Genomic DNA, 24398 nt, shown 5'->3' on the forward strand with positions numbered 1-24398 from the left:
CCCCGGCCGCCGAGAGGTCGGCCGCGTACGCGCGGGCGGGACGCCGGGCGACTGTGCGGGCCCGCGCCGCACACCACGGTGCGGATGACGGGGCCGGTGGGGAGCCGGACGCTGTCGACGGAGCAGCCGGACACGGTGTCGACGGGCCGTCCTGGCCCGATGGCCCTAGCGTGGCAGGACGGGTGTCCGAAGGGCTGAGGGAGTCGGCGCATGGCAACGGAAGCGAGGCCGCTTCACGGCCGCACGGCTGTCGTGACCGGAGCGGCCCGCGGCCTCGGCGAGGGCCTGGCCCTGCGGCTGGCCGAGCGGGGCGCCAAGGTGGCTCTGCTCGGGCGGGAGGAAGCGGCTCTCGCCCGGGTCCGGGAACGGTTGCGGACGGAGTCGTTCTGCTGGGAGGTCGACGTCACCGATGACGCACGCATGGCGGAAGTCGCCGCCGAGGTGAGGGAACGACTCGGACCACCGTCGGTGGTCGTGGCGAACGCGGGCGTGGCGGAGGGCGGCCCTTTCGCGGAGTCGGACCCGGCCCTCTGGCGTCGCGTCATCGAGGTGAATCTGGTGGGCAGCGCCATCACCGCCCGCGCCCACCTCAAGTCGCTGTTCGAGACGGGTGGCTACTTCCTCCAGGTCGCCTCGCTCGCCTCCATCGGGGCGGCACCGATGATGAGCGCGTACTGCGCCTCCAAGGCCGGTGTCGAGTCGTTCGCCCACTCACTCCGTGCCGAGGTCGCCCATCGCCGTGTGGGGGTGGGCATCGCCTACATCAACTGGACCGACACCGACATGGTCCGCGACGTCGACGCCCACGCGGTCCTGCGGGAACTGCGCGGCCACATGCCACCGCCCGCACGGAAGGTGTATCCCGTCGCGTACGTGGCCGGGCGGCTGGTCCGTGCGGTGGAACGGCGCCGCCCCGTGGTCTACGTACCGTCCTGGCTGCGGGCGACGCAGCTCGTGCGGGCCGCCATGCCACCCGTGGTGACGATGCTGTCGCGCCGGGAGCTGCCCCGCCTCGCCGCCGCCCGTCCGTTCGAGGCCACGGGCCTCCTCGGCCCGGGTGGTCTCGCGGACACGCCGGCGCCGGGCCCCTCCTCCTGACGCGCCGGCGGTTCGCGGGCCGGCCGCTCTCGGACGGCCCCTCGGGTACGCGACGGCGGGGAAGCGCGCCGGGAGGGGGCGCCTGCCGGGAGGGATGCGCGCCGGGAGGGGGCGCCTGCCGGAGGAGGGCGGGTACCTGGCCGGATCACTCCGTTTCGGCCGTGGAACGCAGGTCGGGGGCGATGCGCAACGCGGTGTCCAGGCCGCTGAGCGTCAGAATGCGCCAGAGCTTGGGGGAGAGCGGACCGGCGATGAGAAGGCGCTGCGTGCGGTGCCCTCTGACGAGCGCGTTGAGCAGGGTCGAGTCGGCGAAGGACACCTGGCTGAGGTCGACGACCGTGCGCGTCACGGTGGTGTCCGCGGCCGCCGTGGCGAGCGCCGCGTCGAGCAGGACGGAGGTGGCGACGTCGAACTCGCCCGCGCACAGGATGATCCTGGTGCCGCCCTCGTCCGGCAATGCCTGTACCTGCGCTCTCACTGGTCTCCCTCCTCGTCGCTGTCACCGGCCGGTCGGGGCGCGGCGCGGCGTTCGCCGGTACATGGTTGCCGCGGGTAGCCGTCTCGCATGCGCTTTCTCACCCTTCGCGGCCAAGGCGTGCCCGGGGCACGTCTGGACGACTGACATAGCGCGGCCGGCACATCACCCGGTGCCGCATGGGCGGCCGCGCGCGTGGTTCCGCTGCGGGAGGAATCGGCTCGGCCATCGATGTGAACCGCCGTGCCGCGAGGGGCCATGCGCCCGCCCTCGGCGGCGGGCCAGGGTTCCCGTACGGAACAGGAGCGAGCCGCTGATGCAGGCGAAACGCCCTCACCACAAACCTCTCCGCGCCGGCGCGAGGTGACGCGCCGCTGACGGGCTCACGCCACTAATCGGATGGGATGTCCCGCGATCGCCGGCGCGCCCGCCGCGCGCCCGCGCACAGGGTGTGCCCCCCACCCGGCGGGCGGGGACGCGGACCGCCCGCGTCTCCTGGGACGGACCGCCCCGGTCCGCGTACCGACGGACGGCGGCCTGCGGGCGGCGGGCGCCTGCGGGCTGCAACCGGCGAGCTGCGGGCTGCGGCGGCTGACCGGTGGGCTCGGTCAGCACGGGACTGTCCAGGGCCTCGGCACGGCCACGGCCGGACGGTCGGAGGCAGGCGACACGGTGGCCTGGGCGCGCCCGGAGGGCTCGGCGCTGTACGAGGGGGCCATGACCGTGTCGCGGCCGAGGTTGCGCAGCACCGTGTCGAGCGGCGCCGGCTGCCCTCGGACGACGTCCTCACCCGGCGTACCTCGGGGACCCGCGCACGACGGGCTGACGGAAGTGGTCCTGATCACGAAGTCCCTGACACCGAAGGCCGTGCGAAAGGTCCTCGCGCCAGGGCGGCGGGAGTTCCCCGACCACCGGGACTCCGTGGAAAGGCGCGATCGTTTGTCCGCTCGCCGGCACCGTGGTCCGGGGCGCTCACCGGTGGTCGTCGCCCTGCTGTTGAACGGCGCCGACGCGGCGGCCACGCAGTGCTCGTGGCCGGTGTCGTGGAGCGTCTCCTCGACGCGTTCGCGGTGGCGGCGCGGAGACCGGGGCACGTTCCCGGGCCGGAGCGTTCTCGCGGACGCGGGTTACGACGGATGCCGCGGCGGCTGGCGAAGACGCGCCTGGAGCCGACCGCGCCGGACGCAGCCGCGCCGGGCGGGCGCGGGTGAGCGGGTGTTCCTCCTCACAGCCGGGTGGACCGAGGTGACGGCAGGCAGGTCAGGGCCGTCTGAGGAGGTATGAACGACATGAACGACGAGGCGATCGCCCGCGCGGTGCGCGGCATCGTCGCGATGGAGGCGTCGCGCGAGGTGCTGGCCGCACGCGTCACGGCGCTGCGTACCGCCACGTCCGCCGAGGACCTGGCCGAGCGCGACCGGTACGGCACCGCCATGGCCGAGGCCGACAGCCGGATCCTGCTGGACTCCATCGAGGTGCTCGACCGGCTCGGCATGACAGCCGCCGCCATGGCCTGCTCGTACGTGGCCCAGGAGGAAGGCCTCCTTCCCCCTCCGTGACCGCCGGTGACCCGGCCGGCAGAGGTGGAGGAGGCAGGAGGGGCCTCCGGACCAGGCGCGCCCGGCGCCCCGGCGTTCGGCCACCGCACGGGCGCGCGCCCCCGCGCCGTTACGCGGCCAGTGCGGCGGCGGGCTCGCCCAGGCGGGCGGCCGCCGTACGCCAGGCGTCCGTCACCGCGCCGTACGCCTGCGCCGTACGCACGGCGTGGTCGCCGGTCAGCGTGAGCGGCGACCCCACGTGGACGTGCAGCTCGGGTCGGCGGACCGGCGCCGTGAGCAGGCCGGCGAGCTGCTTGGCCGTGTTGCCCGAGGTGACCCGGCGCGCCCCGGCCTGGCCGACCGGTACGACGGGGGCGCCCGTGCGCTCGGCGAGCCGGGCCAGCCCGCTGCGGAAGGTGGCGGGCGCGGCTTCGGCGGCGTCCCTGCGGAGCGGGAGGCCGCCCTCGGAGTAGATGAGAACCGGACGCCCCTCGTCCAGAGCGGCCGCGGCGAGGTCGAGGGCCCGCGCGGCACGGTGGTCATGGCGGTGCACGGGGATGTGACCCTCACGGGCGAGCGCGCGGCCGAGGAGGGGTACGCGCCACAGGCCGGCGGCCGCCATGACGATCGGCCGGACGTCGAGCCGGTGCAGCGCGGCGAGCACGATGGCCGGATCGGCGAGCGACGTGTGGTTCGCGGCGACGATGCTGCCCGGTGCGATGGCGGCACCGGCGTCGACGGTCACGGTGAGGCGCCCGATGGTGGGTACCAGGGCCTGGCTGAGGCGGCTGAGCATGCGGTTCTCCCCGTTCCAACGATGTGGTCCTCATCGTCGGCGGGCGGGAGGCGGCTGGCCTGAGCACGCGTACTCACGTACACGTCGCCCGGTACCCAGGCCGTCCATCTGCGGCACGGATGGCGCGAAGTCGGCCAGGTGGGGCGGCAGTCCGTCCACGTCGCTGCCGCCTCGCGCGGTGCGCCTGGGCGATCCGGCGTACGCCCGCCCCGCTTTCCGCGGTGATCGCCGTCAGCGGCCGGGGCCCGGAACCGGGTGCCATCCCGCGGTCGGGGTTCCGGGGCCTGGCGGGGACCGCGCGGAAGTCCCCGCCTCCGGCGCACCGGGCGGCCGAGGACCGTCTGAACACCTCCGTACGCCTACGGGCAGCGCCACCGCAGCCGGTCCCGCCCCGGGTGGCGCCCACGCGCACGTCGTCCGTCCACCACGCCCGCACGCGGTCGGCGTACGGCGTACGGCAGGCGGTCAGCGCGCGGCGGGCGATGAGCCGGGCGTTCCGGCGGCAGGCGCTCCCGCTCCGCGCATCCGCCACCGAGAGCAACGACTGCGCCGGTCGGCATGCCCGCCGCTCAAGGGACGCGGTGAAGCAGGTACGGACAGGCACAGACAGGACGGACAGGCACGGACAGGAACGACGAAACGTTCCCACGAAGTGCGTGGGAACAACCGGCGGGCGCGTCAAGTCCGGCCCGCCGGACATGGAAGGAAAGCCGCTGGAGCGGATTTCCGCCTTCCGCCCTGTCCTATACCGGATATGCCGCATGCTCACACCCCATGCCCAATGCGAGCATCGGGTAGAAACTAAACCGGTTGGTATGTATCTTCAGGGCGGGTGCGGCAAGCGTCTCGCCCGCCAAATACCGTGCGTCTTGGGGGAGTACATGGCTACGAGCGCGTTCCGGACGGAGGGCTACCTGAACACCGCGTCCGTCGGGAATCGTGAAGATCCGGCGCGCTGCCCGCCCGCCTTCCGCTTCCCCTCCCTGACCACCACGGTGCCCAAGGAGTTCGTGCACCGGGCCGCCGTGGCCGAGGTGATGCTCACGGACTGGCGGCGCAGGAGCGACACCCGCTTCGACGTCACGGCCCAATGGCCGCGCGGGCACAGCTTCTTCAGCCCGATACGCGGGCATCACGACCCCCTGCTCGCTGCGGAAACGATCCGTCAGGTGGGTTCGCTCCTGGCTCACGCGGAGTTCGGCGTCCCCTTCGGCCACCACTTCCTGATGTGGGACCTGGAGTACGCCGTCGAGCAGGAGCACCTCCTGGTCGGTGACGCCCCGGCCGCACTCGACATCGACGTCACCTGCACCGAGGTCAAGCGGCGTGCCGGCAACCTGACCGGACTGCGCTACACGGCGGTGATCAGGCGTGACGGCCACGTCGCCGTGACCGGCAGCGCCTCGTACACCTGCACCTCCCCGGCGGTCTACCGGCGGCTCCGCGCGGGCCGCGGGCCGGCCGACGGACGGCCACCGATCCCGCTGACCGCCCCCGCCTCGCCGCAGAGCGTCGGACGCACCTCCCCCATGGACGTGGTGCTCTCCCCCATCGGCGAGGAGAGCCGCTGGCAGTTGCGCGCCGACAGCCGGCACCACGTCCTGTTCGACCACCCGGTTGACCACGTCCCGGGCATGGTCCTGCTGGAGGCCGCCCGCCAGGCCGCGGCCGCGTTCCTAGGTGACGGCGGCCTGCTTCCCGTCGCCATCACCAGCCATTTCACCCGGTACGCCGAGTTGCACGCCCCTTGCGTGGTCGAGGCCGCGCTCGCCTCCGAAGCAGGGACGGCCGGCCGTGCGTCGGTCCGGGTGACCGGCCACCAGGAGGGGGAACCCGTCTTCTCCTCGACGGTGACGGCCTCGCCCCGCCCCCTCTGAGTACGCCGGCTCTGTACACCGGCCCGGCACGGCCGTCACGCCCGGGAGGGCCAGGGTCGTCCCCCGTCGGCGCGGCGAGAGCCGGTCACCCTGGGCGGGCGGCCTTGTCGAAGGGCGTGTTCCGGCAGACGCCGTCCGCGTCGCGGAGACCCGTGGAGGGGTCGCGGAAGGGGTCGCAGCACCCCCTCCTTTCAGGCATTGTTTCAAGCCACTTCCCTCACTGGGGAAAAGCGCTCACACATTCGCCTACCGGGTCGAGCGGTAAGATACAGACCCAGCGGTTTGTTATTGGGTGGACACCGCAGTCCCGAGAGCTCGTGGAGGAGGCGAGAGTGGCGATGCAGGACCGAGCCATCCGTACGCGCCGGACGATTCTGGCCGCGGCGGCGAAGGTGTTCGAGCAGCGGGGGTACCAGGCGGCCACGATCTCCGAGATCCTCTCCACGGCCGGAGTCACCAAAGGCGCGCTGTACTTCCACTTCGAGTCCAAGGACGACCTGGCGCAGGGGGTCCTCGCCGAGCAGGACCAGCGGATGGTCGTGCCCCGCCGCGCCTGCCGGACGCAGGAGCTGGTGGACGTGGTCATGCTGCATGCCCACCGGCTCCAGACCGATCCCATGGTGCGTGCCGGGGTCCGGTTGTCGCTGGACCAGCAGGCGCACGAACTCGACCGCTCGGGACCGTTCCTGCGCTGGGTCCGGGTGATGGACCAGCTGCTGCACGACGCACGGTCTCAGGGCGAGCTGCTCCCCCACGTCGTGCCGACCGAGAGCGCGGAGGTGCTGGTGGGCAGCTTCGCCGGCATCCAGGCGATGTCCCAGGCCGTGAGTGACTACCAGGACCTGCCCGAGCGGGTGTGCGCCCTGCTCCGCCACATGCTGCCCACGGTGGTGCTCTCCTCGGTCCTCGCCTCCATCGATCTGTCGCGCACGAGGGGAGCCGTCGTCCTGGCCGAGCTGGACGCCTCCGCCGAGGCGGCCGCTCCCACCGGGTCGCTGGCGCGTCAGCCCGTCGGCTGACCCGGCCGGGCTCCCGCGCCGCCCCCGGGAGCGCTCAGCGCCTCGCCGCTGCCGAAGTAGCCGGCCAGCACGGCGTCGAGCCCACCGCCGTCCGGCGCCCAGCCGATGTACCCGTCGGGGCGTACGAGCAGCGCCGTGCACAGCAGGTCAGGCACCGGCGCGCATCGGGCCACCCGCAGGCGGTGCGCCCAGGGCCGTGCCGCGTCGAGGTGACGTTCGGCGTCCTCGCCGAAGAGCAGCAGCAGCGGCCTGCCGTCCCGGAGCAGGCGGATCACGTCCGTCGGCCCGCCGGTCGAGTCGAGGGCGACGTTCCGCAGGAACGTCCCCTCCCACGAGGACGCCGACCGCGTGGGGAGCACGGTGTCCTGGGCGCTGATCATCGGGCCGAAGCAGTCGTCGCCCCTGCCGGACGCGAACAGGTCGGCGACCAGGTCCCTCAGGGGATCGAGGGCGGGGTCCGGGCGCATCAGGGCCACCTGGGCCCGGGTGTTGTCGATGACGCGCCGGGCAGCGGGACGGCGCTCGGCGTCGTACGTGTCCAGCAGCTCGTCCCCCGCGCCCTCCGCGTCGCCCGCCGCCGCGAGGGCGAGCCTCCAGCCCAGGCCGATCGCGTCGAGCAGCCCGGTGCTGAGCCCCTGACCGCCCACGGGGAAGTGCACATGCGCCGCGTCACCGGCGAGGAGGACCGAGCCGGCCCGGTACGTCCGGGCCAGCCGCCCGAAGTCGCTGAACCTGCTGAGCCACCGGCCCTCGGTCATGACGATGTCCCGCCCGGCGATGTACGAGGCCTCGCGACTCAACTCCTCCACCGTGAGGGGGCGTTCACGGTCGGCCGGGGGCCGGTCGCAGTTGAGCGTGCGCAGGTGCGTGGTGCCGTCGGGTGCCTCCTTGACGACGAGCCAGCCGCGCGGGGTCCGGTGCCAGCCCTGCGGGAGCGCGTGGGCGTCCCGCAGGCGGACTCTCCCCATGAGCGCGGTCGCGGTCGGGGGCCATGTGTCGGCCTCGATTCCCGCGAGGCGCCGGACCGTGCTCCGCGCACCGTCGGCACCGACCGCGTACCGCCCGTGGAGGACGACGGTTCCCTGCGGCCCCTCGGCCTCCACCCGCACGCCCTCAGGCGTCCGGTCGAGGTCCACCACCTGGTGACCACGGAGGATGCGGGCGCCGGCGGCCCGGGCCCGCGTCTCGAGGAACCGCTCGAGTTCCGCCTGGGCAATCTTGAGGATGGGACCGGGTTCGGTGGGCGGGGCGCTGATGGACAGGCCGGATATGCCCGCGAAGTGGAAGGGCATGGTGTTCTGCTCGCCGCCCGCGCGTGCGACGGGCTCGGGCAAGTGCCCCCGACGGGCCAGGCATTGGACGGTCCGGGCGTGGAGTGTCGTCGCCTTCGGCCGTTCGGAGGTGGTCGGGCGGTGCTCGAGGAGGACGACGTCCGTTCCCAGGGTGGCCAGTTCGGCGGCGACCAGCATGCCGACCGGTCCGCCCCCGACCACCAGTACCCGTGCCGCTGTCGGCTGCGCCATCGCGGAACCACCTCCCCTTCCCCCACGAACACTTACAGTCCGGATGGTACGTACGAGGCCGTGTACGCATCGCGTCAGGGGGACGGGTCGCGGGCGGCGAACCGGGGGTTGTTCCACCGCGTCCGCGACCGACTCCCGCGGGCCGCGCGGACGACGAGGGTGCTCGCGTCGCCCCGGACGGAAGGGGCCCGGCCTCCGCCGCGCGAAGCCGGCCGGGCGGGGCCAGGCCATGGGGTAAGGCCGACAGGGCAGGCCGCCCGTGCGTGAACCGATCGGTGACCCGACCGCGGGAAGGGGAACCGGCGTACCGCCGCACGGCGTGCTGATCGACGTCAGGACGTCCACGCAGAAGGGCAGACCATCGTGCATGAGGGTCCCGCCGTCCGCACGCCCCGGACGGCTCCGCGTCCGCCACACCGCGCGTACACGCGGCACACGGCGGCCGCGGGACCGGTTCGGTGTCTGCGTCGGCATCGGCGTCGGCGTCGGCGGTGTACGCGGACCGAGGGGGTGGCTGCGTGAACAGGTCCTGTTGCGGTGCGCTCGCCGCCGTGATCGTCGTGTGGGTGCTGCTCGGGCTCTTCGTGTCCGAGCAGGTCTTCTTCCTTCCGCTCGTCGCCGTGGCGTTGGTACGGATCCTGATCGAGGGCAAACACGGCTGAGGCACTCCCCCGCACGGCTGCTCCGCCGACCGCCTCGGCCCCGCCGCCGCCCCGACCACCGCGGAGGGTTCCTCCCGTCGGGTGGCACCATGGGTGCCCACCGATCGAGGAGACGCGCCATGCCCGCCCGCCCCGGCCTTCTGTACGTGACCGATCTGGCCTACCCGGCTCGGGGGCGGCGCTACTGCGACGAGGACATCTTCCTCTCCTCCCGCCTGCGCGCGGACTTCGACATCGCCCTGTGCCACCCGCTCGACGCCACGGCTCTGATGGACCGCTTCGACGCCGTCGTGGTCCGCAACAGCGGACCCGTAATCCACTACCAGGAGGAGTACGAAGCCTTCCGCGCCCGCGCGGCGGCACAGGGCACCCGCGTCTACAACCCCCTGACCGGCCGGGCCGACATGGCCGGCAAGCAGTACCTGCTGGACCTGACGCGAGCCGGGTTCCCGGTCATCCCCACCATCGACCGGCCCCACGACCTGCCCCTCCTGCCCGAGACCGACCAGTACGTGGTCAAGCCGAAAGCCGGGGCGGATTCCATCGGGCTCCGCTTCGTGTCCCGTGACGAACTCGGCGGCCTCGCCCACGGCGACGTCCTGGTCCAGCCGCGCGTCGACTTCCGCTACGAGGTGTCGTTCTACTACATCGACGACGCCTTCCAGTACGCCCTTCACGCTCCCGACCCCGCACTGCGCTGGGAGCTCGCGCCGTACGCGCCGACGGAGGCCGACCTCGCCTTCGCCCGGCGGTTCGTCGACTGGAACACCCTCGACCACGGGATCCAGCGCGTGGACGCCTGCCGCACCCGCGAAGGCGACCTGCTCCTGGTCGAACTGGAGGACCTCAACCCCTACCTCTCCCTCGACCTGGTGGCGGACCGGACCCGCGCCGCCTTCGTCACCGGCATGGCGTCCTCCCTCCACCGGTTCCTGGACGCCGTCCCCGGCCCCTGAGCACCTCGGACCTCGCGCCGGGGTCGGCGCGGGCGGCGCGGGCGGCGCGGGCGGCGCGGGCGGCGCGGGCGGCGAGGCCTTGCGCGGCTGCGTGGTCCGGTCTCGAGGTACCGCTCCACGGTGCGCCGGGAGGCCCGGAGGCCGGCGACCGGCTTGGTGCCGCTCGGGTCGCCGGACGGAAACCGAGAGGCCTGCGACTCCACTCCTCCGCGTCCGGTGCCCCTTCGCCGAGCGGAGGCCGGGTCGTACTTCTTCCGCCCCTTCGCCGACGATGCGTTCGGCGTGACGACGGGGCGCCCCTGCGGCCCATCGCGCGGCGGAACGTCTGGTTCCGTCACCCGTCACGGTGGTTGCCCCGCGCGTTCCGGGCGCGGCACCACGGGCGCACGGCACCGTGGGAGGATGCGCCTTCGCCGGATCGCCCCGCCCGTTCTCGCCGCCCTCCTGGTCCTGTCCGGATGCACCACCGTCGCGGGCGTGCCGTCCGCCCCGCGTCCGGGTCCCGTGCCAGCGGGCGGCCGTCTCCCCTCCCCCGTCGCGGAGTTCACCACCCCGCACCCGGCGCCGGCCCGTGAGGAGCTCGCCGGTACCGGCCGCGCACCCGGGGCACCACCGCGCAAGGAGGCCGGGCACAAGGCCCGGGACACGCAGGCGGGCCATGGGCGGCAACCCCTCCGCCGGGCCGAGCGCCGGCCGCAGACCGCCGCCGAGGGTCAGCGTCCCGCCCCGCCCCGGCAGCGCCGCTCCTCCGCACGGCACGAGCGGCCCGTCGAGGCGCCGCGGGCGAAGGCGCCGCGGAAGACCCGTACGAAGCCCGCTCCGAGGAGGCCGCTGCCCCACCGGCCCGTCAGCATGCGGGACTTGTGCCGCGCGTCGCACGGCGTGGCGGATCCCTCCATCGTCAGCCTCTGCCACCGGACGTACGGCTGACGCGCCCCGCCGGCGGAACAGCAGCGCCACGGGAGCGGCGACCGCGCTCCGGCCAAGGTCCACGTCCAGCACTCCGGTGCCGGCTGCGTCACCCGCTTCGAGGTCGAGTCGGAGTTCCTGCGTCGGTACCCCGTCCAACAGGCGGGTGACCGCACGATTCTGGAGCTGTGGGTGCCGGCGGAGGAGCTCGACGAGTGCAACGCCCGTATCGTCGGCAGGATCCACGTCGCGCACGAGTTCCGCTGAGCGGTGCAGCCTGCGGGCGGGCGAGCGGGCGGGGCTGGAGGTGGCTGGCGGGCGGCGGCTGCGGCGGCCACGTCTCGCCGCTGTGCCTCCCCCGGGGCCCGGGCTACGGAGTCCGGGGCACGGGCTACGGGCTACGGGCTACGGGCTACGGGCTACGGGCTACGGGGCCCAGGCTCCGGTCGGGGGGATCCGGGCGTTCGGGCGTCCAGGGTGTGCGCCCGGCCGCAGACAACCGGTCGGCGGGACAGGGGCGGACGAGGCACGGACGGGACGGGGCCCGGGTGACGGGTCTGCTGTCGGCGAATAGTCCTGGTAGCCGTGGTGCGCACGGTGATTGGCTGGTCGCATGGAGATACTCGTGCTGGGCGGAACGGCATGGTTGGGCCGGGAGTTGTCGCGGCAGGCGATCGATCGCGGCCATCGGGTGACGTGCCTGGCTCGCGGTGAGAGCGGGCCCGTCGCGGACGGGGCACGGCTGGTCGCCGCCGACCGGCGGGAGCCCTCGGCGTACGTGCCCCTCCTCGACCGTGACTGGGACGCGGTCCTCGAGGTGTCGTGGCAGCCGGGGTTCGTGAGAGGGGCCCTCCGCGCGCTCGGCGACAGGGCCGGGCACTGGACGTACGTCTCGTCCATCAGCGCCTACGCCTCCCACGCCACCCCCGGTGCCGACGAGTCCGCGGACCTCCTCGCTCCGACCGACCACGACGAGGCCGGCCGCGGCCTGTACGGGGAGGCGAAAGCCGCCTGCGAGGAGGCGTCGGGCCGCGCCCTGGGCGACCGTCTCCTGATCGCGCGCGCCGGTCTGATCGGCGGCCCGGGGGACGGCAGCGGACGTTCCGGCTACTGGGTCGCGCGCGCCGCCCGTGATCCTCGGGGGCCGATGCTGGTGCCCGCCACTCCGGGCATACCGACCCAGGTGGTCGACGTGCGTGACCTCGCGTCCTGGCTGCTCGACGCCGCGACGGCGGGGCGCGTGGGCACGTACGACGCCGTCGGCCCGGTCGTCCCGTTCGAGGAGTGGGTCGAGCTGTCCCGGTCCGTCGGGGGGCACACCGGCCAGGTGGTCGCCGCCGGCTCGGCGTGGTTGCTCGCGCAGGGCGTGGCGCAGTACATGGGTGCCGAGTCGCTGCCGATGTGGGTGGTGGAGCCGGGGTGGGAGGGCTGGGCGGCCCGTAGCGGCTCCGCGGCGCGCGCAGCGGGGCTGCGGCACCGGCCCCGGGCGGAGCTGCTGGCCGACACGTTGCTCTGGGAGCGGCAGGAGGGCCTGGGCCGCACCCGGCGTGCGGGGCTCAGTGACCGGCGCGAGCGTGATTTGCTGGCGGCCCTGGTGTGACGGGCGTGTTCCCCACGCGCTTCACGGAGTGCCGAGCGGAGGAACGGGTGGACGTCCTCGGTCTGTTCACCTCCCGCCTCGGCGATGGTCCCGCGTTCTCTCTCCCGGGGCGCCGTCCGGAGGCCGCCCGGGCATATCGGCGGCGAGGCGGCCGGCCGCAGGGCCCTGTGAAGCAGCCGGTCCGATGACGCCGTACCGCCCGGATCCTCCGTCGAGGGGGCGGGCGGAATCCGCCCCGAGGGGCCGGGCTTCGGCCAAAGGAAGCACCGTCCCCCAGGGCTGTCACACCAGCCTGTTATCTTGACGTGACATTGCGAGTGTCACCCTCCGTCATTTTATGGGGTGCGCTTTCTCTGTTGCTTCATCGCGCCGGTAATCGGAAGCCGGACCGCACACCCGCGACCGGCGTGGGGGACCGGGCCACGAGCCATGGCTGGACGGGGATGACCAAGCACATCGACCACAGAAGAGTCGCGGACGCGCTGCGCACCGCGGTGGCGCCCCTGACCAGGGGTGGGGGCAGGCGGCGAAGGGCGCCAGCCCCGCGCGGTCTTCGCCGGCCCGACTACCCGCGGTCGGGCAGGAGCGGCTGGCGCCGGTGGGTCCCGTCGTGGCGCCAGACACTGGCCTCGTTCCTGGTGGCCGTGACGGCCGCCCTGGGAGCCGTGACCATCGCCTACATACGCACTGATATACCGGACGGCCTGAACGGCTTCGCCACCCAGCAGGACAACGTCTACTACTGGGCCGACGGCTCGCCGATGGCCCGCACCGGATGGGTCAGGCGCCAGGAGATGCCCCTGGAGAAGATCCCGGAGCATGTCCGCTGGGCCGTGCTGGCCGCGGAGAACGCCGGCTTCTACTCCGACCCCGGAGTCTCCGCGAGCGGTGTGGCGCGGGCTCTGTGGCGGACGATCGGTGACGGCGACACGCAGGGCGGATCCACCATCACCCAGCAGTACGTCAAGAACGTCTATCTCAGCCAGGACCAGTCGCTGTCCCGCAAGTTCACCGAGGTGCTCCTCGCCATCAAACTGGACCGGCACCACAGTAAGGACCGGATACTGGAGGACTACCTCAACACAAGCTGGTTCGGGCGCGGTACGTACGGTTTGCAGCGCGCCGCCCAGGCGTACTACGGCAAGGACGTCACCCAGCTCAACGCCAGTGAGGGCGCCTTCCTCGCCGCCCTCCTCAAAGGCGCCTCCCTCTACGACCCCGCCATCTCGCCCGCCAACCGCGAGCGCGCCGTCGCACGGTGGTCGTGGACCCTGGACCGCATGGTCAAGATCGGCAGGCTCTCCCCGGAGGAGCGGGCCCGCTACACCAGGTTCCCGGAGCCCAGGGTTCCGACCACCCCCAGCACCGTCGGCGGCCAGAACGGCTACCTCGTCGAGCTGGCCGAGACGTACGCCAAGCGCGCCGGACGGATCAGCGACGCACGGTTCGACCTCGGCGGCTACCAGGTCTACACGACCTTCCAGAAGGCTCGTACGACCGCCCTCACCAAGGCCGTCGACGAGGCACGCGCCGGCCTAGACCCCGAGAACCGCGCGGAGGACCGGTACGCCCGCTTCGGAGCCGCCTCGGTCGCCCCCGACGGCCGCATACTCGCCGTGCACGGCGGACCGGACTACCAGAAGCAGGCGTTCAACGAGTCCAACGCCGCCACCGTACCGGCCGGGACGGTCTTCACCCCCTTCGTCTACGCCGCCGCCCTCGAGCACGGCGTACGGCGCGAGCGCGGCGGCCCCCGCCTCCCGGTCACCCCCTCGACCGTCTACAACGGCGACGACGGCGTCCCCCTGATGACTCCCGAGGGCCCGTACTGGGACCGTGCCGGGAAGATGGCGAAGGCCACCAACCTCGACGGCCGCTCCCACGGCCGTATCACTCTTCGCCGTGCCATGGCCGAGTCGGCCGACGCGCCCTTCCTCCAACTCGGCATGGACGTCGGCCTGGAGCAGGTGCGCCGCACCGCGCAGTCGGCCGGAATCCTCGGCTCCAGCCTCGGCCCGCCGGTCCCGGACTTCGCCCTCGGCAACTCCACACCGAGCGCCATCCGCATGGCCAGCGCGTACAGCATGTTCCCGGCACACGGTACGCACACCGAGCCGTACTCGGTCCTGCGCGTCACCCACCGGGGAGAGCCCGTCCCCCTCGCCGCCCCGCGCAGACAGCGGGCCGTGAGCCCGACGGTGGCCGACCACGTCACCGACGCCCTCTCCCGCGAGGCGTCCGGCGCCGGGGGGCCCGACGACGCGGCGGGCAAGACCGGCGGCACCGCGGACGACACGGCACGTTGGTACGCCGGTTACACGCCCACCGAAGCCACAGCCGTCGTCCTCTACCGCATGGACCTCGCCAAGAGCCTCGCGCCGCTGCCGCTCAAGGGGCTCGGCGGCGACTCAACGGCCGGGGCCGACCGCCCGGCCGGCATCTGGAACCAGTACACGGACGCGGTGCGGGACGTGACGCGCGGCGCCCGCGACGATCGGGGGAAGACACGATGATCCGGACCAACCCGGCCCTGCGGCGCCTGCGCGAACGCACGGCCACCCGCGGCGTCGCGCTCGGAATCGCCGCGGTCCTCCTCGCCACCGGCGCGAGCCTCGTCCCGCTGCTGACCGGCGGACAGGACGACGACGTCGCGACGACGGCCGACCGGACGTCCGCCCCCGCGCCACGCCCCCCGGTCGGGCAGAAGGGCGGCGGCGCCAAGGGCGCCGACGACGAGGAGTGGGACGGCCGGGTGAGAATCCTCGGAGACGGTTCCACCTCCTACACCGGCCCGCAGCCCGGCAGGCTCAAGCCCGAACGGCTGAAACCCGGCGAGCGGCCTCCCCAGTTCGTCGTCTTCTCCTGGGACGGCGCCCTGGAGGGCGACGACCGGCTCTTCTCCCGTTTCCGCCGCGTCGCGAAGGAGAGCGGCGCCCATATGACCTTCTTCCTCACAGGCATCTACCTGCTGCCGAAGGAGAAGAGGAACCTCTACCGGCCACCCCAGCACGAGACGGGCGCGGCGGCCATCTCGTACCCGACCCGCGAGCACATCCGCACCACCCTGGAGCAGCTGGGCAAGGCGTGGAAGGAAGGGCATGAGATCGGCTCCCACTTCAACGGCCACTTCTGCGGTGCCAAGGGCGGCGGGGACTGGAGCGCCGCGGAGTGGACCAGCGAGATCGACCAGTTCTACTCCTTCGTGCAGAACTGGAAGACCAACACGGGTTTCAGCGACCTCGCCCCCCTCCCCTTCGACCCCACCCGTGAGGTGGTCGGTGGGCGGGCCCCCTGCCTCGAAGGGCAGAAGACGCTGATACCGGCGTCCAAACCCTTCGGATGGCGCTACGACGCGAGCTCGGCGGGCGACTTCCAGATCTGGCCGTCCAAGAAGAACGGTGTGTGGGACCTGCCGTTGCAGATGCTGCCGTTCCCGGGCAGGGACTTCCAGGTGCTGTCCATGGACTTCAACTACCTCTACAACCAGTCCAAGGGGCGCACGGACGGCGATCCGGCGATGTACGCGACCTGGCGCGAGCAGACCCGCGACTCCTACCTCGCCGGCTTCGCGCGCGTCTTCCACGGAAGCCGCGCGCCCATGTTCGTGGGCAACCACTTCGAGAACTGGAACGGCGGCATCTACATGGACGCGGTGGAGGACGTGATGCGGAGTGTCTGCCCACGCAAGGAGGTCCGCTGCGTCTCCTTCCGTGAACTGACCGACTGGCTCGACGCGCAGGACCCCGATGTGCTGGCCCGGTGGCGCACCCTCGACCCCGCTCAGCCTCCCGGCTGGTCCACTCCGGACAGGTGACCGGCGGCGGCTCCGGTGGACCGCGGTCCGTCCGGGCCTCCTACGATGTGCGCGAACGAGGGGAGGGCCCATGGGGCTCGCATGGCAGTCCGGTGAGCGGGCCGATCGGAAGCAACGGTGGTCGGCCAGGGCCTCCCTGGCGTCGGTGACGCTCGCCGCGCTGCTGCCACTGCTGTACGGAGGCGTCGGCGGCGTCCTGCTGCTCCTGGTCGGGGCGGCGGGCATGGGCATGGCGGTGGCCGGCCTCTGGTGGGCGCTGACGCGGCGCGGCGCCGCCCGTGTGGCCGCCGTGGCACTCGCGGTGGCGGCGCCCGTCGCCGTCGTCGGGATGTTCGCCTCCACACACCTGTTGTGGGTGGTGCTGCTCTCTCTCACACTGTGGGTCCTGGCCGTCGTGACCGGGCGGTACGCGTTGCGGAGCACCGGCCTGCGGCCCGTGCGGGTGAAGGAGCACCGCACGCCACCCCCACGACGACCGTTCCTCGTGATGAACCCGCGCTCGGGCGGCGCCAAGGTGGAGCGGTTCGGCCTGAAGGAGAAGGCCGAACGGCTCGGTGCGCGTGTGGTGCTGCTCGACCCGGAGCGGCCGCGCGACGTCACGGAGCTGGCCCGGCGGGCGGTGGCGGACGGCGCCGACCTGCTCGGCGTCGCGGGTGGTGACGGCACGCAGGCGCTGGTCGCAGCGGTCGCCGCCGAGCACGGCCTGCCGTTCCTGGTCGTCTCCGCGGGCACCCGCAACCACTTCGCGATGGACCTGGGACTCGACCGTGACGACCCGGCCGCCTGCCTCGACGCGCTCACCGACGGCGTCGAGCTCCACGTGGACCTCGGCTTCGTCGGCGGACGCCCCTTCGTCAACAACGCCTCCTTCGGCGTCTACGGGACCGTCGTGCAGAGCCCCGCCTACCGGGAGGACAAGGTGGGCACCGCGCTGGACCTGCTGCCGGAGCTGCTCACCGGTCAGAGCGGCCCCAGGCTGACCGCACGCGCCGGGGGGACGACCCTCGTCGGCCCACAGGCGCTGCTGGTGAGCAACAACCCCTACCGGCGGGACGATCCGGCCGGCCTGGGCCGCCGTGAGCGTCTGGACTCCGGCGTGCTCGGTGTGCTGGGCATCCGGGTGGACAGCGCGGCGGACGCGGCCGGGCTGCTCCTCGACCCGGAGGCGGCCGGACTGACGGTGCTGACGGCCCGCGAGGTGATCGTCGACGCCGACCGCCCGACCGTCGACGCCGGCATCGACGGCGAGGCCTTCGTCCTGCCCGTTCCCGTGCACTGCCGCATCGTGCCCCGGGCGCTGCGCGTCCGTGTGCCCCGGCTGCGGCCCGGGGTCCCGCAGGCCCAGCCCCGCCTCGACTGGCGCCGCCTGCGCAAGCTCGCCGCGGCGGTGGGCCGCACCGCGGTCACCGGCCGCCGGGCCGGCGGGGGCCCTGGGCGGCCGGGATAGCGGTCGCCGAGCGGGCGGAGGGGCGAAGGCCGCGCGCGGCGGGCCGTGTTGCGGGGTACGGGCTGCGATGGCACGGACTGCGGCTGCGTTACGGGGTAAGGGCTGCGGGGGCACGGGCTGCGGCTGCGTTACGGGGCAGGGGCTGCGGGCGCGGGTGGGCACGGACATCGGCTGCGGCTGCGGCTGCGGCTGCGCAGGCGAATCGGTACGCCTGGTACCGACCGGGGCGGGTCGGGCGTATCGGCCCCGCGAGGTCCGCGCGGCGGGTAGCGTCGGTGGGGTGCGTGCGGAAGCTGGGAGGGGACGGCGATGCTCACGGTCGTGGGATTTCGGCTGGGGAACGGCAGCCGGCACATGACGGCGTTGGTGACGGAGTCGGGGCGGCTCCACCGCGCCCACGGTCCCTACGGCGCCGTGGGCCGGGCTTCCCGCCCGGACACGCCGTTCCGCAAGAACCCCGTCCACCGGCACGTCGCGCACCTGCGGGACCTCCGCTCCCGGTACATGGCGAAGGGCTACTCGGACGAGCTGATCCCGGGAGCATGCGTCCAGCTCGAACTGGAGGAGTCGGCGCCGGAACCCGTTCCCGGCAAGGTCCACATCGTCGAGCCCTCCTGGCCGCTGCTGTTCCGGGCGTTCGACGACGCCGCGCCCGCCGCCTCGCGCGGCACCCTCGAGGACGCGATCAACGGCTTTTACACCACGATCGGCGTGCCGTTCCTGCCCCGGCGCCCCGGCCGTCCGGCCGCCGGTGGCGGGCCCACAGCCAGGCTCCCCCGCCGGGTGGCGGCGTTGCGGCGCGCCCTGGCCGACGGCTCGGCCGTCAGTTCCTCACCCCGCCTCGCCGTCGGCTACACGGTCACCGCCGCCGGCGTACGCCTCCACGTGGGCCGTGCCGGGGAGAGCCTGCCCCACCAGGACGTCGTCGAGCTGCACGCGGCGCTCAGCGCGTGGTTACACCTCAACGCCGCGAGATGACACCACCCGCCGGATAGTGGCCCCGCCCGCGTGCGGCCCGTCCGCGGCCGTGGCCGCCCGCCGCGCGTCCGGCACCGCGGCGTCACAGCGCCAGGCGTTCACCCGTCGGCAGCAGACCACCCCGCGCCCGCAACCGGTCGCCCGGGCCCGTAAACCGCCCGGGAAGGGCGTGGTCGCACCTCGACTTCCTCCGGCGCGGTTCACCACGGCGCTTCGGACGCCGACGCCCACAACGGCCGTGGCACACACAACAGTTGCAAGCGCGACGATCACGAGCGGGACGGTGGCCGTCACGTTGTCCATCAACGCGGCGGCCACCGCTTGTTTGCTTGACACAACACCACAGCCGTACCCTGCAGCACAGTTTCGTTCCTTCACAAACGCCATGAACCCGTAGGAGGACACGTGCCCATCTCCGCCACCGCAGCCGGCAACATCGAGGCGACCACCGCTCTGCTGAGGGAGGAACTCCCCCAACTCGAACAACAGCAGCAGGCGCTGGAGAAGGACCTCGCCGCCGTCACCGACCGGCTCGGCTCCGTCCGCAGCGCACTCACCGCACTGGAGGCGCTGTCCATCGGGGCCGTTCCGGCGCCGCGCACCGAGGCACCGGAAGAAGCCGAGGACGCGCCGCCCGCCGCAACGCCCGATCCCACGCCCACGCCCACGCCCCAGGAAGCCCCCGCCGCCGAGGCCCCTTCCGCCCAGGCCCCGGAGCAGGTTCAGGAGCCGGAACAGAAGTCCGAGCCGAAGCAGGAGGCGGAGCCGGAGCCCGTCACCACGAAGGACGTTCCGGCACAGCGCACCGCCCGTACCACTGCCGCCGCCCGGAAGACCACCGCCAAGAAGCCCGCCAAGACGGCTGCCAAGTCCCGCCCGGCGAAGAAGACCGCCCCGGCACAGAAGACCGCCCCGGCCAGGAAGACGGCACCGGCCAAGACGACGAAGGCCACCAAGCCCGCCAAGGCGAAGAAGCCCGCGGGCAAGGCAGCCACCGCCACCACCACCGACGGCTCCACCGCGACCCCCGCCGCCGACGGCAACGGCGGACTCACCGACCAGGTCGCCTCCATCCTCGCCCGCAACAGCGACAAGCCCCTGCGCGCCCGGGACGTCGCCAAGGAACTCGGCCGCGACGACAGCACCGGTGCCATCAACACCGTACGCAGCACGCTCGACCGGCTCGTCGCCACCTCCCGCGCCCGTCGTGCCGGCCGCGGCCTGTACCAGGCGCCCGCCGCCTGAACCTCCCCACCTGAACGTGCCGCCCCGTCCCGGCGGCCCAGCGCCGCCGGGATGCCCCTCGAACGCAGCCAACGGGAACGCGCGCCTTACCCTTCTGAGCGAACTCGGGCCATCAGCACACCGGCACGGATGTCGTGCGTGCACCGCCACCGTTGTGACGTCACCGATCCAATAATCGTTCCGTTGTGTGCCGCGGCCGGGGGCGAGAGGGCTCCGCACCGGTCGCTCGCTGCCGCGAACCCCTGCTTCAGCGAGGCCTGCCGCCGGCGGACGTACGTACGGATGTGCCGATGTGCCACGCGGACCCGTGCTGCGCCTGTCGCCAGCAGGGCAGCCGGTGTCGATGCCGCGGTTCCGCAGTGTTCGACAAGCCTCCCCGCGCTGAGGCGCCCGCCGGGGGCAGGCCGGCTCCCCGGGCGCGAGGATCTCCGGACGCACGCCCCTCCGTGCGAGGCACCCGCGCCCACTCGCGGCGCGGCGGGGCCGACCCGAGCGGGTGAGCGCGGGCGGCCTGATCGCGTAGGCTCGGCGGATGGCGAAGTATTTCGACGTGCACCCGGAGAACCCCCAACGGCGCACGATCAGCACGGTGGTCGACAACATCCGCTCCGGCGCGCTCATCGCGTACCCGACGGACTCCTGTTTCGCGCTGGGCTGCCAGCTCGGCAACCGTGACGGGCTCAGCCGGATCAGGTCGATCCGGAACCTCGACGACCGTCACCACTTCACCCTCGTGTGCCAGAACTTCGCCCAGTTGGGTCAGTTCGTGCACGTGGACAACGATGTGTTCCGCGCGGTGAAGGCGGCGACGCCCGGCAGCTACACCTTCATCCTCCCCGCGACCAAGGAGGTGCCACGCCAGCTGTTGCATCCCAAGAAGAAGACGGTCGGGGTGCGGATCCCCGACCACGGGGTCACCCAGGCCCTGCTCGCGGAGCTCGGCGAGCCGCTGCTCTCCAGCACGCTGCTCCTGCCGGACGAGGAGGAACCGTTGACACAAGGTTGGGAGATCAAGGAGCGCCTCGACCACCTGGTGGACGCCGTGGTCGACTCGGGTGACTGCGGCACCGAACCGACCACGGTCATCGACTTCTCCGGCGGCGAGGCCGAGATCGTACGGCGAGGGGCGGGCGACACAGCGCGGTTCGCCTAGCCGCCGTGCTCCGGAAGGGGCCTCAGCCCAGTGGCAGCAGCCCCACCACCGGGGCCACCGGCTCGATGAGCTGCCGGGCCTCACCGAGCCGCTGCAGTCCGTCGAGCCCTCCGAACTGCTCGGTCACCGTGGGCACCTGGGAACGGTGCTCGGGAGCGACGGCGATCGAGGAGAGGTCGTCGACCCGGTCGAGGACGGAGGGCCCCTGGGGCCCCGGAGCGGGCACGATCGCCGCTGCCGCGGTGGGAGCCGACAGAACGGAAGCGCCCGCGGCCATGGCGAGGGCGGCGAGAACACGCTGAGACTTGGTCATAGCCAGACCAACGCCGCAATCGACCATCAGTCACGGCTCCGGCCACCGGCACCGGACGGTGCCGTTGCGGACACCGCCGTCGGGGACACCACCATCCGGACGGTGCCGTGGCGGGCACCACCATGCGGACACCGCCGCTGCGGACGACGGTGTTCCGGACACCGTCGCACGGACACCACCACGCGGACGGTGTCGTTGCGTACGTCACCGTGCGGACCGCGCGGCCGGTCGGCCGGTCGGCAGTCGCGGAGCCGACGGGATTCGAACCCGCGGAAGGGCACGGGCAGGTCCGCCGGAACCCCTCAGCCGGCGTGAGGGGGACCTCCCTCACGCCGATCGCGATGGGCCGCTCTGCCACGGCTCCGCGACCTGCGGGGCCGCGCGCGGCGCCGCTCGGGACAGCGTACGGACCTGCGCCCCGGCGGCGCGCGGTCGTTTTCCGGGCGGGGCAGGATCAGTCGCGGACGCGGGCCACGAGGAGGGCGACGTCGTCGTGGTTGCCGCCGTGCCGCAGTTCGCGCAGGAGACGGTCGCAGGTGTCCTCCAGGGAGGCGTCGGGCGTGCGGAGGAGGCCGAGCAGTCGGTCGAGGCGGGTGTCGATGTCCTGGTCGCGGGTTTCGACCAGGCCGTCGGTGTAGAGCACCAGCCGGTCGCCGGGGGCGAGTTCGGTCGTGACCTCGCGGAAGGGGACGCCGCCGACGCCGAGCGGCGCGCCGGTGGGGAGGCCGAGCAGCCGGGGACCGTCACCGGCGCGGATCAGTACGGGAGGGGGATGGCCGGCGGTGCAGAAGCAGCATTGGGCGCGGTGGGGGTCGTAGACGGCGTAGACGCATGTGGCGAGGGAGGGTTCCAAGCCGGCGGTGATCTCGTCGAGGTGCCGGAGCACCTCGGCCGGTTCGAGGGCGAGGCGGGACAGGGTCTGGGTGGCGGTGCGCAGGCGGCCCATGGTGGTGGCGGAGTTGATGCCGCTGCCCATCACGTCACCCACCACAAGGGCGGTGCGTCCGTCGTCCATGGGGATGATGTCGAACCAGTCGCCCCCCACCTCGCTGCCGGACCCGGCCGGCTGGTAGCGGGAGGCCACTTCGAGTCCGACGAGGTGGCGGGGTGTCTCGGGGAGCAGGCTGCGCTGGAGGGTCAGCGCGGTCTCCCGCTGCCGGCGGAACAGGCGGGCGTTGTCGATGCACACCGCCGCCCGGGCGGCCAGCTCGCTCGCGAGGAGCGCGTCGTCCTCGGTGAACGGGTACGGGTTGCGGGCGCGTTTGAGGTCGAGCGCGCCCAGCACCTCTCCCCGGGCGATCAGGGGGACGGCGAGGTAGGAGTGGACGCCGGCCCGGGCCAGGAGTTCCGCCGCCTGACGGTCGCGAGCGATGCACGACAGGGCGTCGTCGTCGACCTCGGCCACCATCACCGGCCGGGCGGTGCGTACGCAGCGGGTGACGAGCCGGTCGGCGCCGTAGTGGGCGCGTTCTCCCGGGACGTCGGCGGCCTGGACCGCGACGGTCGGATAGGCGGCGGCCACGGCCAAGGCCCGGATGACGGCCGGTCCGTCGGCGAGTACGCGGCCGGGGCGCCCTTCCAGCACCCTGTCCAGGAGGTCGACGGCGGCGATGTCGGCGAGTTCGGGCACCGCGACGTCGGCCAGTTCCCGGGCGGTCTGCTCCAGGTCGAGCGTGGTGCCGATGCGGACCGAGGCGTCGGCGACCAGCGCCAGACGGTCGCGCGCCCGCTCGGCCTCGGTGGTCGCCCGGTGGCGGTCGGTCACGTCGATCACCGAGATCGCCAGGCCCAGGACCCGGCCGCCCACGTCCTCCAGCCGGTACAGCGACACCGACCACGCGTGATCGTTGTCGGGGTCGGCCGGTGTGCGTCCCACCATCTGGCGGTCGAGCAGGGGGACACCGCTGGCGAGGACGCTCCGCATCGCCTCCTCGGCCGCTTCGGCGTCGACGAACGGGAGGACCTCCGCGATCCGCCGGCCCTTGTGCTGGTCGGCGTCGAGGCCGTCGATCCGCTCGAGGGCGGCGTTGGCTCCGACGTACCGGAGGTCGGTGCCCACGACGGCCAGTCCGATCGGGGACTGGTCCACCAGCCGGACCGACAGTGCCAGGTCCCGCTCCACCCGGCGCAGTGTCGCCTGGTCGGTGGCGAGGCCGAGGGCGTAGTAGTCGCCCCGGTCGTCCAGGAGCCGCATGTTGCGGAACTCCAGGACCCGTGTGGTGCCGTCCTTGCACCGTACGGGGAACTCCCCCGACCAGGCGTCCCCGCTGCTCATCACCCGCTCGAACAGGTGGAGGACCCGCTCGAAGTGCTCCTCCGCGACCATCAGGTGGGCGGCGTACCGGCCCAGCGCCTCGTCGGCCGTGTAGCCCAGCATGTTCTCGGCCTGCGGGCTCCACAGGACGATGCGCCCGTCCGCGTCCAGCACCACGGCCGCCACCCCGAGGACGTCGAGCAGCCCCTCCGCCGACGACGGCTCCGCCGCCCCCGCGCCCGACTCCGGGCCGCCCGGCGCGCCACGGTCGGCCGGGGTGTCCTCTTCGCCGCCCATGACCGCTCCTCTCCGTTCTGCCACCGTGCCTCGTTACCGGCGCGCACGCACGCCGGTATGGCTGAACGGCCGCTGGGCCGAGTACCACCGGCTCCCGCCGCCGAACGCGGCTGAACGCCGCCGAACTCGGCCGAACGCGGCTACACGCGGCCGCTGCGGAAGGGAGGGCCGGAGGGCGGAGGCACGGAGCCCGGGCCTGACCCGGGCAGCGGCCGGCATCGGGGCATGACCGGGTACGCCGGAATCATGCGGACCGCGCGGGCGGTACGGCCGAGTGGACCGCGCGGCCGACGGGAGCGGGGGGCAGGATGGCGCGGTGGCCGCGGGCCCGCCGGGCAGCGGCGGGCGGATCGCCGTCGCCGGAGTGCGGGCCGGTGCGGGCGGGACCACCATGGAGGGTGGGAGCCGGGGCGGGACGACCGGCCCCGCTCCCCGCACGCGCCG

19 protein-coding genes, 1 tRNA gene and 1 pseudogene are annotated in these 24398 nt (G+C 73.4%); 15 read left to right on the forward strand and 6 right to left on the reverse strand.

The window, feature by feature from the left end; genetic code table 11:
* Positions 1 to 210 precede the first annotated feature (210 nt).
* Positions 211 to 1098 carry an SDR family oxidoreductase gene (locus ABD347_RS12510; protein WP_344360218.1) on the forward strand — a complete coding sequence of 296 codons (888 nt, stop codon included), beginning with the start codon at positions 211 to 213 and terminating at the stop codon, positions 1096 to 1098.
* Positions 1099 to 1243: 145 nt separating this feature from the next.
* Here ABD347_RS12510 and ABD347_RS12515 read toward each other — a convergent pair whose 3' ends face one another.
* The gene (locus ABD347_RS12515; RefSeq protein ID WP_344360220.1) at positions 1244 to 1576 is read right to left on the reverse strand and encodes an STAS domain-containing protein; all 333 of its coding nucleotides are present in this window, start codon (positions 1574 to 1576) and stop codon (positions 1244 to 1246) included.
* A 1277-nt stretch (positions 1577 to 2853) separates the two neighbouring features.
* Here ABD347_RS12515 and ABD347_RS12520 point away from each other — a divergent pair.
* Positions 2854 to 3132, forward strand: coding sequence for a hypothetical protein (locus tag ABD347_RS12520; RefSeq protein ID WP_344360222.1), 279 nt, complete (start codon positions 2854 to 2856; stop codon positions 3130 to 3132).
* 109 nt (positions 3133 to 3241) lie between these two features.
* On the opposite strand, the gene ABD347_RS12525 is transcribed toward ABD347_RS12520, so the two are convergent.
* A complete protein-coding gene (locus ABD347_RS12525; protein WP_344360224.1) occupies positions 3242 to 3907 on the reverse strand; it encodes a lysophospholipid acyltransferase family protein in 666 nt (221 codons plus the stop codon).
* An 881-nt stretch (positions 3908 to 4788) separates the two neighbouring features.
* On the opposite strand from ABD347_RS12525, the gene ABD347_RS12530 reads away from it, so the two are divergent.
* Complete coding sequence (locus ABD347_RS12530; protein WP_344360226.1) at positions 4789 to 5784, forward strand: ScbA/BarX family gamma-butyrolactone biosynthesis protein; 996 nt, start codon at positions 4789 to 4791, stop codon at positions 5782 to 5784.
* A gap of 332 nt (positions 5785 to 6116) precedes the next feature.
* A complete protein-coding gene (locus ABD347_RS12535; protein ID WP_344360227.1) occupies positions 6117 to 6803 on the forward strand; it encodes a ScbR family autoregulator-binding transcription factor in 687 nt (228 codons plus the stop codon).
* Here ABD347_RS12535 and ABD347_RS12540 read toward each other — a convergent pair.
* On the reverse strand, positions 6788 to 8326 hold the full coding sequence (locus tag ABD347_RS12540; protein ID WP_344360229.1) for an FAD-dependent monooxygenase: 1539 nt from the start codon (positions 8324 to 8326) through the stop codon (positions 6788 to 6790). The genes ABD347_RS12535 and ABD347_RS12540 overlap by 16 nt on opposite strands.
* 518 nt (positions 8327 to 8844) lie before the next feature.
* On the opposite strand from ABD347_RS12540, the gene ABD347_RS12545 reads away from it, so the two are divergent.
* From ABD347_RS12545 to ABD347_RS12595, 11 genes and pseudogenes are all read left to right on the forward strand, one after another.
* Positions 8845 to 8988, forward strand: coding sequence for a hypothetical protein (locus ABD347_RS12545; RefSeq protein ID WP_344360231.1), 144 nt, complete (start codon positions 8845 to 8847; stop codon positions 8986 to 8988).
* A gap of 119 nt (positions 8989 to 9107) precedes the next feature.
* Entirely contained in the window at positions 9108 to 9944 is an 837-nt protein-coding gene (locus ABD347_RS12550; RefSeq protein WP_344360232.1) for an ATP-grasp domain-containing protein, read from the forward strand.
* Positions 9945 to 10346: 402 nt separating this feature from the next.
* Positions 10347 to 10874: a hypothetical protein gene (locus ABD347_RS12555; RefSeq protein WP_344360234.1), complete on the forward strand. Its 528-nt coding sequence runs from the start codon at positions 10347 to 10349 to the stop codon at positions 10872 to 10874.
* 60 nt (positions 10875 to 10934) lie between these two features.
* Positions 10935 to 11120 (forward strand): annotated as a pseudogene (locus ABD347_RS12560) (hypothetical protein); the annotation flags it as partial.
* 346 nt (positions 11121 to 11466) lie between these two features.
* Entirely contained in the window at positions 11467 to 12453 is a 987-nt protein-coding gene (locus tag ABD347_RS12565; protein ID WP_344360236.1) for an NAD-dependent epimerase/dehydratase family protein, read from the forward strand.
* A 443-nt stretch (positions 12454 to 12896) separates the two neighbouring features.
* Positions 12897 to 14966, forward strand: coding sequence for a transglycosylase domain-containing protein (locus tag ABD347_RS12570; RefSeq protein ID WP_344360238.1), 2070 nt, complete (start codon positions 12897 to 12899; stop codon positions 14964 to 14966).
* Positions 14963 to 16267 carry a polysaccharide deacetylase family protein gene (locus ABD347_RS12575; protein WP_344360240.1) on the forward strand — a complete coding sequence of 435 codons (1305 nt, stop codon included), beginning with the start codon at positions 14963 to 14965 and terminating at the stop codon, positions 16265 to 16267. Before ABD347_RS12570 ends, ABD347_RS12575 begins: the two co-directional genes overlap by 4 nt.
* Before the next feature lie 70 nt (positions 16268 to 16337).
* Positions 16338 to 17714, forward strand: a complete 1377-nt coding sequence (locus ABD347_RS12580; RefSeq protein WP_344360242.1) for a diacylglycerol/lipid kinase family protein — start codon at positions 16338 to 16340, stop codon at positions 17712 to 17714.
* Between the two features lie 321 nt (positions 17715 to 18035).
* Positions 18036 to 18692: a hypothetical protein gene (locus ABD347_RS12585; RefSeq protein ID WP_344360244.1), complete on the forward strand. Its 657-nt coding sequence runs from the start codon at positions 18036 to 18038 to the stop codon at positions 18690 to 18692.
* Between the two features lie 405 nt (positions 18693 to 19097).
* Positions 19098 to 19937, forward strand: coding sequence for a hypothetical protein (locus tag ABD347_RS12590; RefSeq protein ID WP_344360246.1), 840 nt, complete (start codon positions 19098 to 19100; stop codon positions 19935 to 19937).
* A 532-nt stretch (positions 19938 to 20469) separates the two neighbouring features.
* Entirely contained in the window at positions 20470 to 21090 is a 621-nt protein-coding gene (locus ABD347_RS12595) for an L-threonylcarbamoyladenylate synthase (RefSeq protein WP_344360248.1), read from the forward strand.
* Positions 21091 to 21112: 22 nt separating this feature from the next.
* On the opposite strand, the gene ABD347_RS12600 is transcribed toward ABD347_RS12595, so the two are convergent.
* From ABD347_RS12600 to ABD347_RS12610, 3 genes are all read right to left on the reverse strand, one after another.
* On the reverse strand, positions 21113 to 21403 hold the full coding sequence (locus ABD347_RS12600) for a hypothetical protein (protein WP_344360250.1): 291 nt from the start codon (positions 21401 to 21403) through the stop codon (positions 21113 to 21115).
* 246 nt (positions 21404 to 21649) lie between these two features.
* Positions 21650 to 21767: transfer RNA gene (locus tag ABD347_RS12605), tRNA-OTHER, on the reverse strand.
* A gap of 90 nt (positions 21768 to 21857) precedes the next feature.
* Entirely contained in the window at positions 21858 to 23954 is a 2097-nt protein-coding gene (locus ABD347_RS12610) for a SpoIIE family protein phosphatase (protein WP_344360252.1), read from the reverse strand.
* Positions 23955 to 24398 lie beyond the last annotated feature (444 nt).

The sequence above is a fragment of the Streptomyces gobitricini genome (assembly GCF_039532985.1).
Lineage (GTDB): Bacteria > Actinomycetota > Actinomycetes > Streptomycetales > Streptomycetaceae > Streptomyces > Streptomyces gobitricini.